The sequence below is a fragment of the Acrocarpospora macrocephala genome, from assembly GCF_009687865.1.
In the GTDB taxonomy this organism is placed as follows: Bacteria; Actinomycetota; Actinomycetes; order Streptosporangiales; family Streptosporangiaceae; genus Acrocarpospora; species Acrocarpospora macrocephala.
This window is the reverse complement of sequence record NZ_BLAE01000086.1, coordinates 4,536-18,312: the sequence shown is the minus strand read 5'-3', so window position 1 is coordinate 18,312 and position 13,777 is coordinate 4,536. Positions and strand designations below refer to the sequence as shown.

12 protein-coding genes are annotated in these 13,777 nt (G+C 68.1%); 9 read left to right on the top strand and 3 right to left on the bottom strand.

Features of this window, described 5'->3' with window-relative positions; genetic code table 11:
- Window positions 1-190 precede the first annotated feature (190 nt).
- Complete coding sequence (locus Amac_RS47150) at window positions 191-919, bottom strand: M50 family metallopeptidase (protein ID WP_218041712.1); 729 nt, start codon at window positions 917-919, stop codon at window positions 191-193.
- Between the two features lie 99 nt (window positions 920-1,018).
- On the opposite strand from Amac_RS47150, the gene Amac_RS47145 reads away from it, so the two are divergent.
- The 6 genes from Amac_RS47145 (at window position 1,019) to Amac_RS47120 (ending at window position 6,091) form a co-directional block, all read left to right on the top strand.
- On the top strand, window positions 1,019-2,131 hold the full coding sequence (locus tag Amac_RS47145) for a magnesium and cobalt transport protein CorA (protein ID WP_246269148.1): 1,113 nt from the start codon (window positions 1,019-1,021) through the stop codon (window positions 2,129-2,131).
- Between the two features lie 114 nt (window positions 2,132-2,245).
- Window positions 2,246-2,872 (top strand): class I SAM-dependent methyltransferase, encoded by a 627-nt coding sequence (locus tag Amac_RS47140; RefSeq protein ID WP_155360973.1) that lies wholly within the window; start codon window positions 2,246-2,248, stop codon window positions 2,870-2,872.
- Window positions 2,873-3,047: 175 nt separating this feature from the next.
- Window positions 3,048-3,434: a RidA family protein gene (locus tag Amac_RS47135; RefSeq protein WP_155360972.1), complete on the top strand. Its 387-nt coding sequence runs from the start codon at window positions 3,048-3,050 to the stop codon at window positions 3,432-3,434.
- A 226-nt stretch (window positions 3,435-3,660) separates the two neighbouring features.
- On the top strand, window positions 3,661-4,185 hold the full coding sequence (locus Amac_RS47130; RefSeq protein ID WP_170323014.1) for a PadR family transcriptional regulator: 525 nt from the start codon (window positions 3,661-3,663) through the stop codon (window positions 4,183-4,185).
- A gap of 47 nt (window positions 4,186-4,232) precedes the next feature.
- The gene (locus Amac_RS47125; RefSeq protein WP_155360997.1) at window positions 4,233-5,237 is read left to right on the top strand and encodes an ATP-binding cassette domain-containing protein; all 1,005 of its coding nucleotides are present in this window, start codon (window positions 4,233-4,235) and stop codon (window positions 5,235-5,237) included.
- Window positions 5,234-6,091 (top strand): ABC transporter permease, encoded by an 858-nt coding sequence (locus tag Amac_RS47120; RefSeq protein WP_155360970.1) that lies wholly within the window; start codon window positions 5,234-5,236, stop codon window positions 6,089-6,091. Before Amac_RS47125 ends, Amac_RS47120 begins: the two co-directional genes overlap by 4 nt.
- 43 nt (window positions 6,092-6,134) lie before the next feature.
- Here Amac_RS47120 and Amac_RS47115 read toward each other — a convergent pair whose 3' ends face one another.
- Complete coding sequence (locus tag Amac_RS47115) at window positions 6,135-7,193, bottom strand: hypothetical protein (RefSeq protein WP_155360969.1); 1,059 nt, start codon at window positions 7,191-7,193, stop codon at window positions 6,135-6,137.
- 214 nt (window positions 7,194-7,407) lie between these two features.
- Between Amac_RS47115 and Amac_RS47110 the strand changes: the two genes are divergently transcribed.
- On the top strand, window positions 7,408-9,615 hold the full coding sequence (locus Amac_RS47110; protein WP_155360968.1) for a thiamine pyrophosphate-dependent enzyme: 2,208 nt from the start codon (window positions 7,408-7,410) through the stop codon (window positions 9,613-9,615).
- A 2-nt stretch (window positions 9,616-9,617) separates the two neighbouring features.
- On the opposite strand, the gene Amac_RS47105 is transcribed toward Amac_RS47110, so the two are convergent.
- On the bottom strand, window positions 9,618-10,184 hold the full coding sequence (locus Amac_RS47105; RefSeq protein ID WP_155360967.1) for an SACE_7040 family transcriptional regulator: 567 nt from the start codon (window positions 10,182-10,184) through the stop codon (window positions 9,618-9,620).
- 37 nt (window positions 10,185-10,221) lie between these two features.
- On the opposite strand from Amac_RS47105, the gene Amac_RS47100 reads away from it, so the two are divergent.
- Together Amac_RS47100 and Amac_RS56915 are read left to right on the top strand one after the other, a co-directional pair.
- Window positions 10,222-11,790, top strand: a complete 1,569-nt coding sequence (locus tag Amac_RS47100) for a carboxyl transferase domain-containing protein (RefSeq protein WP_155360966.1) — start codon at window positions 10,222-10,224, stop codon at window positions 11,788-11,790.
- 5 nt (window positions 11,791-11,795) lie between these two features.
- Window positions 11,796-13,777, top strand: a 1,982-nt coding sequence (locus Amac_RS56915) for an ATP-binding protein (protein WP_281356413.1), incomplete at its 3' end; no start/stop codon positions are given.

Below are 13,777 nucleotides of genomic sequence, written 5' to 3'. Positions count from 1 at the left end.
CGGCCACCGGGAGCGCGCCCCGGGCGGCGCGCCGGGCTCCAGGACAAGCGCAGTCAGCGGTACGCCCCGCCGCCGAGGGCGGACAGGATGACGTCGCAGGCGGGCTCCTTGTGGTAGCTGCCCACGAACAGCACCGGAGTTCCGCCGCTGCGTTCCGTCGAATTCCGGATCGGACGCGTGTCTTCGCTCCCTAGCTCAGGAATGCCAACGGCAGCGCAATCTCCGACCGAACCAGCAGATACCCCCCATACCCAAGCGCCGCCAGCGCGATCACAAAGAACACCAGCACCCAGAACCCTCCGGGAATCCGCGTCAGCCGTGCCAGCTGATCCGCGTCCGAATCCGGCGCCCGGCCGCGCCGTCGCTTCCCCTGGAGTTCAAGGATCGGCCGTACCCCACCAAGCATCAGAAACCAGGCCGCTCCATACGCGATGACGCCCTGCACATCAGCCGGAGCGAACCATGACACCGCGAACACCGCCCCGCCCACCACCAGCAGGGAGACAACCCCGAACGCATTGCGGATCAACAGAAGCATGCACGCGAGAAGCGCCAGAACACCCCAAAGCAGCAACGTCACATATCCGGCCGACGTCAGCCAAGCCGCCCCCACCCCCACCAGCGAGGGCGCCACGTACCCCGCCGCCGCCGTGATCATCATTCCTGGACCGGTTGGGTTGCCTCGGGTCAGCGTCACCCCGGACGTGTCCGAATGCAGGCGAATGCCGCGCAGTTTCCGCCGCGTCAGCACAGCGGCCAGCGCGTGCCCACCCTCATGCGCGATCGTGATCAGACCCCGCGACAGATGCCAGGACGGCCGATATCCCACGACGACCAGCGCCACCAGCCCAGACACCCCGATCAGCCACAACGGGGGCGCGGCCTGCGTCGCGATCAGCTGGTTCCATAACGCCTCCAGCGCGGCCACCTCCAGGAAAGCGAAACTTCATTGGCGATCATTGTCCCGTATGCCGAACACCATCGGTATACGTCATCATTTCGGGGATAACGTCAGCGTGTGGCAAGACTTCGTTTGCGATCCTGGATGAAGCGGGAACTCGCGCCCGAGCACTCGATGGACCCCCGTCGCGTGGACGATCAGTCGATCAAACAGAGCGTGATCGACAACGCCATCTACGTGAACGGCCAGCGTGTCGACTCCCCGCTCTCCCTCGGCGGCGCGATCGACTGCCTCCGCGATCGGCCCGGATCGATGGCCTGGATCGGGCTCTACCGCCCAGAAGACGACGAACTCATCAAGGTCGCCGAGGAGTTCTCCCTCCACGACCTCGCCATCGAAGACGCCATCGTCGCCCACCAACGCCCCAAAGCCGATAGATACGGCACAACCCTCTTCGTCGTCCTCCGGGCCGCTCAATACCTGGACCAACCCGAAAAAGTGGCCTTCGGCGAGTTGCACGTCTTCCTCGGCCCCGACTTCGTCATCACCGTACGGCACAGCGAAGCCCCCGACCTGGCCGTGGTCCGCCGCCGCATGGAAGCCGACCCCGACCTCCTCCGCCAGGGCCCCCAAGCCGTCCTGTACGCGATCCTGGACGCCGTGGTCGACGGCTACGCCCCCGTCGTCGCCGGACTCCAGAACGACATCGACGAAATCGAAGTCCAGGTCTTCGGCGGCGACCCCGCCGCGCCCCGCCGCATCTATGCCCTCTCCCGCGAGGTCATCGAGTTCCAGCGCGCCACCACCCCCCTCATCGCCATGCTGGACGGCTTCATCGCCGGCTCCCCGAAGTACGGCGCCGACGAGGAACTCCAGAGTTACCTCCGCGACGTCGCCGATCACGCCATCGTCGTCACCGAACGCGTAGCCGGCTTCCGCCAGATGCTCCAGGACATTCTCATCGTCAACTCCACCCTGGTCAGCCAGGCCCAGAACGAGGAAATGACCAAACTCACCGCCGCCAGCATCGCCCAGGGCAACGAGGTCAAGAAGATCTCCGCCTGGGCCGCCATCCTCTTCGCCCCCACCCTGGTCGGCACCATCTACGGCATGAACTTCGACAACATGCCCGAACTCCACTGGACCTTCGGCTACCCCCTGGCCGTCGTCCTTATGGGCGTCGTCTGCGCAACCCTCTACCTCGTCTTCAAACGCCGCGACTGGTTGTGAACGAGCCGCTTCCCATGGTCCTTAAGGGCGATTCGAGCTGGTCCTTAAGGGCGATTTTCCCCGTCTCATATCGTGAAATGATTCGCGGAGTACCCGTTCCAGAGAGGTCGCTCGATGCGTACTACCACGGGTGCCGACGTGCGCCGGGTATTCGACCGGATCGCGGATCGGTATGACGACCAGATGCAGGCCTGGGAACGGCGCCTGTTCCCGGGGAGCCGGGAGTGGGCCGTCGGGGAGGCGCGCGGCCACGTTGTGGAGATCGCGCTCGGCACCGGGCTCAACCTGCCGCTGTACGGCCCCGACGTCACGGTGGTCGGGATCGAGCTGTCCGAGCCCATGCTGGAACTGGCGCGGCGGCGGGTGGCGCATCTCGGCCTTGGCGAGCGGGTGGAGCTGCGGCAGGGCGATGTGCAGCACCTGGAGTTGCCCGACGGCATCGCGGACACCGTGCTGTCCACGTTCACGATGTGCACCATCCCGGACCCGGCGGCCGCGGCGCGCGAGGCCTACCGGGTGCTCAAGCCGGGCGGGCGCTTCGTGCTGGCCGAACACGGGCCGTCCAGCAACCTGATCATCCGGGCTGGGATGCGACTGGTGGAACCGCTGTTCGTCCGGTTCGCAGCCGACTACCTCACCCGCGATCCCCGGCCGTTCCTGGAGCAGGCCGGTTTCCAGCTCGAGTCGGTCTCCCGGATGGCCCGCGGTGTCAGCTTCCGGGTGGTGGCCGTCCGGCCATGACGTGCCAGGTCGTACGCCGGTGAGCTCGAACAACGCGGCGGTCAGGCAGTCCTGATTAAGTGCGTCGACACGGTTCTGTTCGTGCAGCAGACTCGTCCTCGCAGCCTCGGTAGTGATCTTCATGATCCCGCCGGGGCCGCTCCCTTGTCTGACGAACGATCAAGAAGGAATTCCCATGGAGACCGTGACGCACACCCCGACCGAGGGCGTCTACGCCGCCACCGGTGACTACGCGCACGCGATCGAGGTGCGTAACGCCGAGCGTCTGTTATTCGTCGCCGGCACGATGGGGCTGGATCCCGCGGGCGTACCCGGAAAAACGCTCGCGGAGCAGCTCGAACTCATCTGGTCGAACCTTCGAGCCATCCTCGCCTCCGCCGACATGACCGTCGACAACATCGTGCGGGTCACCAGCTACCTGCGCGATGCCTCTTACGCCGAGGCGAACGCAAGGGCTCGCGTGGCCGCCCTGGGCAACCGCCTCGTCCCGACCACGGCGATCGTCGCTGAAACGCTTGTCAGCGACTGGCTCGTCGAGATCGAGGTAATAGCCGCAGGCTGATACGGCCGGGCCTGGGTGGAGGCTGGCTGTCGCTCCCGCGCGTCGGCCAGGGGCATCCCTCCTGGTGATCAGCAACAAAACGCCCAAAATCCCATTGCTCCGCCAACTATCTAGATATATCGTTCACGTATCTCGATAGTTGGGTGGTGCCATGGAAGACAATCTGATGTGGGTGGGCGGGCCTCCCTTCCCGCCCCCTCCTCCTCCCTTTCCTCCCCATGGCGGGGTGGGTCCGTTCGATGCCACGCGCCCGCCGGCGCGCGGGGTCCCCCTTCAGGGGCCGAGGGTCCGGCGAGGCGATGTACGGCAAGCGCTCCTGCGCCTCCTCCACGAGGAACCCCGCAACGGCTACCAGATGATCGAAGAGATCGCCCGCCGCAGCAGCGGGATCTGGCGTCCCAGCCCGGGTTCCGTGTATCCGGCGTTGCAGCAGCTCGAAGACGAAGGGCTGGTCAGGGCGGAGGAGTCCGGCGGTAGCCGTACCTATCGGCTGACCGACGAAGGTCGGCGGCGGGCCGATGAGTGGTCGGGGGCGGAGCCGTGGGACGAGGTGGCGCGGAGCATGCCGGAGGACCGGCATGAGCTGAGGCTGCTGTGGGGGCAGCTGGGGGAGGCGTTCGTGCATCTCACCCAGGTGGCCTCGGATGGGCAGGTCGCGCAGACGAAGAAACTGCTCAAGAACACCCGGCGGGAGATCTTCAGGATCCTCGCCGACGATGACTCGGAGGACGAAGGAGAGGGACGGCGATGAATCCAGCAGCGGAGACCGAAGGACTTCAGGAGCCGGATCCGGCGGAGATGGTCCGAGGGCTGGCCGGAGGGCTGCAGAAAGCGGATCCCGCCGTGGCGGTCCGAGGGCTGCAGAAGATCTACGGGAAGGTCGAGGCCGTCAAGGGCGTCGACTTCGAGGTCGCGCCCGGTGAGGTGTTCGGGTTCCTCGGGCCCAACGGCGCCGGGAAGACGACCACGATCAGCATGCTCTGCACGCTGGTGACGCCGACCGGCGGGACGGCCACGGTCGCGGGGCACGACATCGTCTCCCAGCGCGACGAGGTCCGCCGCAACATCGGCCTGGTCTTCCAGGACCCGACCCTCGACGGCTACCTGACCGCGGAACAGAACCTGCGTTTCCACGCCGAACTCTACGGCGTCCCCAGAAACGTGGTCGACGACCGCCTCCGCCAGGTCATGGAGATGGTCGCCCTCTGGGACCGCAAGGACAGCAAGGTCATGACCTTCTCCGGCGGCATGAAGCGCCGCCTGGAGATCGCCAGAGGGCTGCTGCACTCCCCGCGCGTGCTGTTCCTGGACGAGCCCACCGTCGGCCTCGACCCCCAAACCCGCGCCGCCATCTGGGGATATATCAACAAACTGCGCCGCACCGAGGACATCACCATCTTCATGACGACGCACTACATGGAAGAAGCCGAATACTGCGACCGGATCGCGATCATCGACCACGGTGAGATCGTCGTCATCGACTCCCCGGAAGCGCTCAAGGCCAGCATCGGCAAGGACCGCGTGCAGATCCAGACCGGCGACGACCAGGCCGCCATCCGCGCCCTCCGCGACCAGTTCGGCCTGGAAGCCCAGGTCAGGGAGGGCCAGGTCACCTTCGGCGTGACCGGTGGCGAGTCCTTCGTGCCGCGCCTGTTCGCCGAACTCGGCCTCCCGATCCGGTCGGTGAGCGTCTCCCGCCCGTCCCTCGACGACGTGTTCATGGAATACACCGGCTCGACGATCAGAGACGCCGAGTCCGAGGGCAGCAAGAACCAGTGGATGAAAGTGATGGCCCGCCGATGACCGTGACCGATGTGGTTCGCGTGGCGCTGCCGCGTGGCGGCGCCTCGCATGATGTGCGCGCGGTGCGGGTCGTGCTGCACCGGGAGATGCTCCGGTTCGTCAACGACCGGACCCGGATGGTGTCCTCGCTGGTCCAGCCCGTGCTCTGGCTGTTCGTGCTGGGCACGGGACTCGGTTCGCTGGTGCGGAACTCGATCCCCGGCATCGACTTCCGCACGTTCATGTTCCCCGGCATGATCGCGATGACCGTCATCACGACCGGCATGTTCTCCGCGGCCTCGATCGTGTGGGACCGCGAGTTCGGCTTCCTCCGCGAGATGCTGGTCGCCCCGGTCAGCCGGGGCGCGATCGTGCTCGGCAAGTGCCTGGGCGGGGCGATCGTGGCCACCTTGCAGGGCGTGATCATCCTGGCCTTGGCCGGTGTGGTCGGCGTGCCGTACGCGCCTGGGCTGCTGCTCACCCTGCTCGGCGAGATGTTCCTCGCGGCGTTCGTGATCACCGCGTTCGGGACGCTGCTGGCGGCCAGGATGAAGTCGATGCAGTCGTTCTTCGGCGTGATGCAGATGGCCATCATGCCGATGGTCTTCCTGTCGGGGGCGATGTTCCCGCTGGCCAACCTGCCGTCCTGGCTGCACGTGCTGACCACGGTGAACCCGCTGACCTACGCGGTGGACCCGATGCGGCACGCCGTGTTCGGGTATCTGACCGTCTCGCCGCAGGTGGACGCGGCGCTCAATCCGGGGATCGTGTGGTTCGGGTGGCGGCTGCCGATCGGGCTCGAACTGGGGATCGTCGCCGCGCTCGCGGTCGTCCTGCTGGGGGTCGCGATCGCGCAGTTCAAGCGGGCCGAATAGGAACAGCCCGGGGCATAGGCCCCGGGCTGTCCGTTGAACAGGGTTAGCGCTTCACACGCACCCAGTCCCGCGCGCTGGACGACGGGTCAACGTCGCGGTCGCCGCTGAAGACGACCTTCCAGTAGCCGGACTTGGTGGCCTTGGTCTTGGTGTAGAACTTCCCGGAGCCGTTGCTCCAGGTCGTCTTCACGTACTTCCAGGAACCGTGCTTGGTCTTGAACCAGACCGACACCTTGGCGTCGTATCCGTCCCAGCTCCAGCCGTCCTTGACCTGCAGCGCGCCACGCAGGTAGACGTACTTGCCGTACTTCACCGGTTCGGGTGAGGCGTTGAACTTGATGATGCGGCTGTCGAGGTCGGGCTTGGGCGCCGGCGGGCGGGGCTTGTGCCGGACGTCGACCTGGTCACTGTCACTGGTGCTCGGGTGGAACTGGTTGCTCACGCCTTCGAACTCGGCGCGCCACCAGCCCGACTTGAAGACCTTGATCCGGTCGGAGAACCCGCCCCGGTGGTCGGTGCGGTCCCAGGCGATCCGCTTGTAGGAGGAGCTGCCCTCCTCCTTGAAGGTGATCCAGACGCCCTGACCCGGCAGGCCCTTCCAGCCGGTGGTGCTGTTGGCGACCAGCGCGCCCTGGACGGTCAGGTACTGACCGGCCGCGATCGGCTCGGGGGAGGCCCCGAAGCCGCGGATGTCGGTCTCCCAGACCTGGACGACCTTGAATCCACGGGATTCGCTGGTCGACTCGTTACCGCTGGCAGCGGTGATCTGAAGCTTCCAGTCGCCTTCAGCGGACTGGCGGGCGAACTTCGCGCCGCCGCTCCACTTGGTGCTGTTGTCGGACGCCGTGAGAGTGAGCGACGTCGTCGCCCCACCTGGCGCCTGGAGGGACGCCGTGACCTTGGTGGGATCCGCGAACTCGGTGCCGAAGCTGAAGGTCGCGCTGACTTCGGTGCTGCTGGTGACCACCACAGGGCTCGGACTGATGGAGATGTCCTTGATGATCGGTTTTGCCACGCTCGTGGCGTGGGCCGCAGGGCTGGCGACCAAGGTCGCCGCTCCCATAGCGGCCGCGATGACCACGGCGCTGATGCGTTTCAACATGCGGGTCCTTTCTACTCCCCGGTGCTGTTGAACGCGGCGTTTGAGGGTGCCACGTCATGTTCCTTACTAGTAGACGGTTTTAAGGGGCGAGTGGTTGGATCTCTTTACAAGCTGTCATTAACTCCTGTTGAACCGAACGCGCTCTGCAACAAGACATGAACAGAGTGAGCAAGGCTTGTCGCGGAGCCCGCGTCGTGGCGACATAATCGGGCTTGTGGCGCGGGACACTGTTGAGACGCATTTCGCCGAGGCCGTCGGTGCTCTCCAGCCGGGCACCCCGAGGGATCCGAGCCTGCCGGTGCGGCACGGAACCACCCTGACGGGGACCCGGTGCAGGGAACTCTTCGGGATCCAGCTCGGCAGCCGGCTCCTTGACATCGCCGCCCGGTGGCTGCGCGCCCAGGGCGAGGGCCACTACACGATCGGCTCGTCCGGGCACGAGGGCAACGCGGCCGTGGCGGCGGCCCTCCAACCCACCGATCCCGCCCTGCTGCACTACCGCTCCGGCGCGTTCTATCTGGAGCGTTCGGCGCAGACCGGGCGGCTCGCCGAGGAGGGCCTGCGGGATGTGCTGCTCGGGCTCGCGGCGGCGGCGGAGGAGCCGATCGCGGGCGGGCGGCACAAGGTCTTCGGCCATCCCGGCCTGGCGATCATCCCGCAGACCTCGACCATCGCCAGCCACCTGCCGCGCGCGGTCGGCGTCGCCTTCGCGATCGAGCGGGCCAAACTGCTCGGCGTGCCGGGCCGCTGGCCGGGCGACGCCATCGCGGTGTGCAGCTTCGGCGACGCCACCGTCAACCACGCCAGCGCGCTGACCGGTTTCAACACCGCGGCGTACGGCGAGTTCCGCGGCCTGAAGCTGCCGCTGCTGTTCGTCTGCGAGGACAACGGCCTGGGCATCAGCGTGCGCACCCCGCCGGGCTGGGTCGAGGCCGGGCACCACCCGCTGCTGCCGTACTTCGAGGCGGACGGCTGCGACCTGCCCGACGTGTACGACACCGCCCGCCGCGCCGCCGACCACGTCCGGGCCGGCCGGTCGCCCGCCTTCCTGCGGATCAGGACCGTACGGCTGATGGGCCACGCCGGATCCGACGTGGAGATGGCCTACCGGACCCGCCGGGAGATCGCTGTCGACCTGGCGCTCGACCCGCTGGTCACCACCGCCAGGCTGCTGGTCGAAGCCGGACTGGAAACCCCCGAAGGGCTACTCGCCCGGTACGAGGCAGAACGCGACCACGTGCTGAAACTCGCCCTGGAATGCACCCGGCGCCCCCGGCTGGAATCCGCCCACCAGGTGATGGAACCGCTTGCGCCCCGCCACCCCGCCGCCGTCGCGGCCGACGTGGCCCGGGTCGCCCCGGCGCGGGAGCAGGCCTTCCGGACGCTGCCCGAGGACGAGGACCGCCTCACCCTCGCGCAGGCCATCAACCGCACCCTGGCCGACGCGATGGCCCTCGACCCCGGCGTGCTGCTGTTCGGCGAGGACGTGGCCCGCAAAGGCGGCGTTTACGGCGTGACCCGCGGCCTGCTCCGCCAGTTCGGCGTCTCCCGGGTCTTCGACACCCTCCTGGACGAGCAGGCCATCCTCGGCCTGGCGCTCGGTTCCGGGGTTTCCGGGCTGCTGCCGGTGCCGGAGATCCAGTACCTGGCGTACCTGCACAACGCGCTCGACCAGATCAGGGGCGAGGCGTCCTCGCTGCGGTTCTTCTCCCAGGGCGCTTACCAGAATCCGCTGGTCGTACGGGTGCCCGGTTACGCGTACCAGAAGGGTTTCGGCGGGCATTTCCACAACGAGAACTCGGTGGCCGCGCTGCGCGACATCCCGGGCCTCGTCGTCGCCTCCCCGGCCCGGCCGGACGACGCCGCCGCCATGCTGCGCACCTGCCTGGCCGCGGCCAGGACCGACGGCAGCGTCTGCGTCTTCATCGAGCCGATCGCGCTCTATCACACCAAGGATCTGTTCGAGGAGGGCGACGACGGGTGGCTGGCGAAGTACGCGCCGCCCGCGCGCTGGGCGGAGACGCACGTGCCGATCGGCCGGGCCCGCTCGTACGGCGACGGGCGTGACCTCACCATCGTCACCTTCGGCAACGGCGTGCGGATGAGCCTGCGCGCGGCGGTCAAGCTGACCAAGGACGAGAAGAGCTGCCGGGTGCTCGACCTGCGCTGGCTCAACCCGCTGCCGATCGACGACCTGCTCAGGGCCGCCGAACTGACCGGCAAGGTGCTGATCGCGGACGAGACCCGCAGGACCGGCGGCGTCTCGGAGGGGATCGTCGCGGCCCTGGTGGACAACGGGTTCTCGGGGCCGATCGCGCGGGTGACCTCGCAGGACAGCTTCATCCCGCTGGGCGCCGCCGCCGACCACGTGCTGCTGACCGAGCACGAGATCGAGCAGGCGGCCAGGAAGATGTTGTCCTGAGGTTAGTCACCGCTAACCGCGAGGGCGGCCTGGGCCATCCGGTGCAATAGCTCGGCCATCTCGTCGGCGGGCAGCTCGCCCGCGCTGTGCGGGGTCGAGTTGATCAGCCCGAACACGGCGTGGGTGGCCGAGCGCAGCCGGACCGGCGCCACCGCCGGGTGCAGGTCGCGCAGCACGCTCACCCATTCCTCCACGTAGAGTCGCTGCAGGCGGCGGATCTGGCGGCGGGCGGTCTCCGGCACGTTGTGCAGCTCGCGCTCGTGCACGCGGATCAGGGCGGGATGGCCGAGCGCGAACTCGATGTGGCCGGTGAGCAGGGCGTTCAGCGCGTCCTGCGGGGGGAGCGCGGCGGTGGCGGCGCCCTGGTCGTGCAGGCGGGCGCTGATGTCGAGCAGGATCTCGCTGAGCAGCGCCTCCTTGCCACGGAAGTGGCGGTAGAGGGCCGGTCCTGTGACGCCGACGGCCGTGCCGATGTCCTCGATCGACACGCCGTGGAAGCCGCGCTCCGCGAACAGGGCCGCCGCCGCCTCAAGAATCTCGACGCGCCGATTGCGGGTAGGGACTGCCATGAGGCAATGTTAGTCTCAATTAACAGGGAGGTGGCGCGTGAATACCTGGCCGGTGCTGGCGAGCACCTGTGATCAGAACGCGGAGGCGTACAAGCGGAATGCGGAAGCCAACGAGCGGCTCGCCGCCGAGCTGCGGGAACGCCTGGAGATCGCGGCACGCGGCGGCCCCGAGCGGTCCCGCGCCCGGCATGTCGAGCGCGGCAAACTGCTGCCCCGCGACAGGGTGGACAGCCTGCTCGACCCCGGGTCCCGCTTCCTGGAGCTCTCCGCACTCGCCGCCACCGGGCTGTACGGTGACGAGGCCCCCGCGGCGGGGATCATCACCGGAGTGGGCCGGGTCGCGGGCCGCGAGGTCGTCGTGGTCGCCAACGACGCCACGGTGAAGGGCGGGACCTACTACCCGATCACCGTCAAGAAGCACCTGCGGGCCCAGGAAGTCGCCCTGCACAACCGCCTGCCCTGCGTCTACCTGGTCGATTCCGGCGGCGCGTTCCTGCCCCGCCAGGACGAGGTCTTCCCCGACCGCGAGCATTTCGGGCGGATCTTCTACAACCAGGCGACCATGTCCGCGCGCGGCATCCCGCAGATCGCCGCCGTCCTCGGCTCCTGCACGGCGGGCGGCGCCTACGTGCCCGCCATGAGCGACGAAGCCGTGATCGTCCGGAACCAGGGCACGATCTTCCTCGGCGGCCCGCCCCTGGTCAAGGCGGCCACCGGCGAGACGGTCACCGCCGAGGAACTGGGCGGCGGCGACGTGCACGCCCGCGTCAGCGGCGTCACCGACCACCTGGCCGAGGACGACGCCCATGCCCTGCGCATCGTCCGCGACATCGTCGCCACCCTCGGCCCCCCGGCACAACGCCCGTGGACGGTCGAACCCACCGAATCCCCCCGGCACTCGCCGCACGACCTCTACGGCATCATCCCCGGCGACACCCGCACCCCCTACGACGTGCGCGAGGTCATCGCCAGAATCGCCGACGGCAGCCGCTTCCTCGAATTCAAATCGGAGTACGGTCCGACGTTGGTGACCGGTTTCGCCAGAATCCACGGCCACCCGGTGGGGATCATCGCCAACAACGGCATCCTGTTCAGCGAGTCGGCGCTGAAGGGCGCGCACTTCATCGAGCTGTGCGACCAGCGCGGCACGCCACTGCTGTTCCTGCAGAACATCAGCGGGTTCATGGTCGGCAAGGCGTACGAGGCGGGCGGAATCGCCAAACACGGCGCGAAGATGGTCACCGCGGTCGCGTGCGCGCGGGTGCCCAAGTTCACGGTGATCATCGGTGGGTCCTTCGGGGCCGGGAACTACGCGATGGCCGGGCGGGCATACCAGCCGAGATTCCTGTGGATGTGGCCGAACGCCCGCATCTCCGTCATGGGCGGCGAGCAGGCCGCCAACGTGCTCTCCACGGTCGGCAACGCCGATCCCTCCGAGATCCGGGCGCAGTATGAGGAGCAGGGCAATCCCTACTACTCAACCGCCCGCCTCTGGGACGACGGCGTGATCGATCCGGTGGACACCAGGACCGTGCTCGGCCTGGCACTCGGGGCCGCCGCGAACGCCCCCCTCGAACCCGTCGCCTACGGCGTCTTCAGGATGTGATCCTCATGTTCGACACGGTCCTGGTCGCGAACCGCGGCGAGATCGCAGTCCGGGTGATCCGGACGCTGCGTGCGCTCGGCGTGCGCTCCGTCGCCGTTCACAGCGACGCCGACTCCGGCGCACCACACGTCCGCGCCGCCGACATCGCGGTACGGCTCCCGCGCGGCTACCTCGACATCGACGGCATCCTGGACGCGGCCCGCCGGTCCGGGGCGCAGGCGATCCATCCCGGCTACGGGTTCCTGGCGGAGAACGCCGGTTTCGCCAGGGCTTGTGCGGAAATGGGGGTGGTCTTCGTCGGGCCGCCGCCGGAGGCCATCGAGGCGATGGGCGACAAGATCCGGGCAAAGGAGACGGTGGCCAAGGCCGGGGTGCCGGTGGTGCCCGGAGCGACCGGCGACCTGTCCGGGTGGGCGGAGTTCCCTGCGCTGATCAAGCCCTCGGCCGGGGGCGGCGGGAAGGGCATGCTGCTCGTCCGGTCGGCCGCCGAACTGCCGGAGGCGATCGAGTCGGCGCGGCGGACCGCGCTTGCGGCGTTCGGCGATGGCACGCTGCTGATCGAGCGATTTGTCGCCAATCCCCGGCATATCGAGATCCAGGTGCTCGCGGATGGGTTCGGGAACGTGGTGCATCTGGGCGAGCGGGAATGCAGCCTGCAACGGCGACACCAGAAGATCATCGAAGAGGCGCCGTCGCCGTTCGTGGACGCGGCGACCCGCGAGCGTATGGGCTCGGCGGCCGTGGAAGCGGCCCGGTCGGTCGGGTATGCCGGGGCCGGAACTGTGGAGTTCATCGTCCCCGGCGGCGAAGGGCCCGGCGAGTTCTTCTTCATGGAAATGAACACGCGGCTCCAGGTGGAACATCCGGTCACCGAACTCGTGTGCCGGGTCGCCGGGGAGCCACTCGACCTGGTGGAGCGCCAGCTGCGGGTGGCGGCGGGGGAGCCGCTGGGGTTCGAGCAAGATGATGTCCGGCTTGTCGGGCACGCGGTCGAGGGGCGGGTGTACGCGGAGGATCCCCGGCGCGGATTCCTGCCAACAGGCGGGACCGTTCTGGCGCTGCGCGAGCCTGCGGGATTCGTTCCTCTGGGAGGAGTGCCGAGAGAATCCAGGCAGGAGCTCCTTGCCTTGGGCGGGCAACTGCGGGAAGCCGGGCGAGACGTCCTTGCGTCGGGCGGGCAACCTGGAGAAGCCGGGCGAGACGTTCTTGCGTTGGGCGGGCAACCTGAAGGAGCGGGTCAAGACGCCCTTGCGTCGAGCGGGCAACTGCGAGAAGCGGGTCAAGAACTTCTTGCCTCGGGTGGGCGGGTGCCGCAGGAACCCGGGCGGGGCGTCCCTTCCTCGCTGGGACCTGCGTCGCGGACACCTACCCGTGTTCGGGTGGATTCCGGGCTGGCTGAAGGGGTCGTTGTCGGGAGCGATTACGACCCGATGTTGTCGAAGGTGATCGCCTGGGCGCCGGAGCGTGAGGGTGCGCTTCGGGCTTTGGGGGATGCGCTTGGCGAGACGGTCATTCTGGGGGTGCCCACCAATATCGCGTTCTTGCGGGCTTTGCTGGCGCATCCCGAAGTGGTCGCGGGACGCCTGGACACGGGTTTGGTGGAGCGGCACCTCGACGAGCTGCTCACAAGCGCCGAAATTTCGGATATTTCGGTATTCGTGCTGGCGGTGGCCGCGTTGAACTTCCATCCCGAAGGGGATGAGAGCGGCGATCCATGGGAGGTCGCGGATGGCTGGCGGCTGGGGGAGCGGGCCTGGACGCGATATCGCCTCGAAGCCGGCGGCGAGATCGTCGATGTCCGGGTCCGAGGCACTCGCGACCACGCCGAGGTCGCGATCGGCGACACGGTGGTAACCGCCGGACTCGGACCCGAAGGAACCGCGACCGTCGACGGAATGACCAGGCGATACATCATCGCGGGTGCGGGGCGCAGCCCCGAGGGCAAGCAATGGGGGGCGGGGCGGAGCCCCGAGGGAAAACAAAGGGT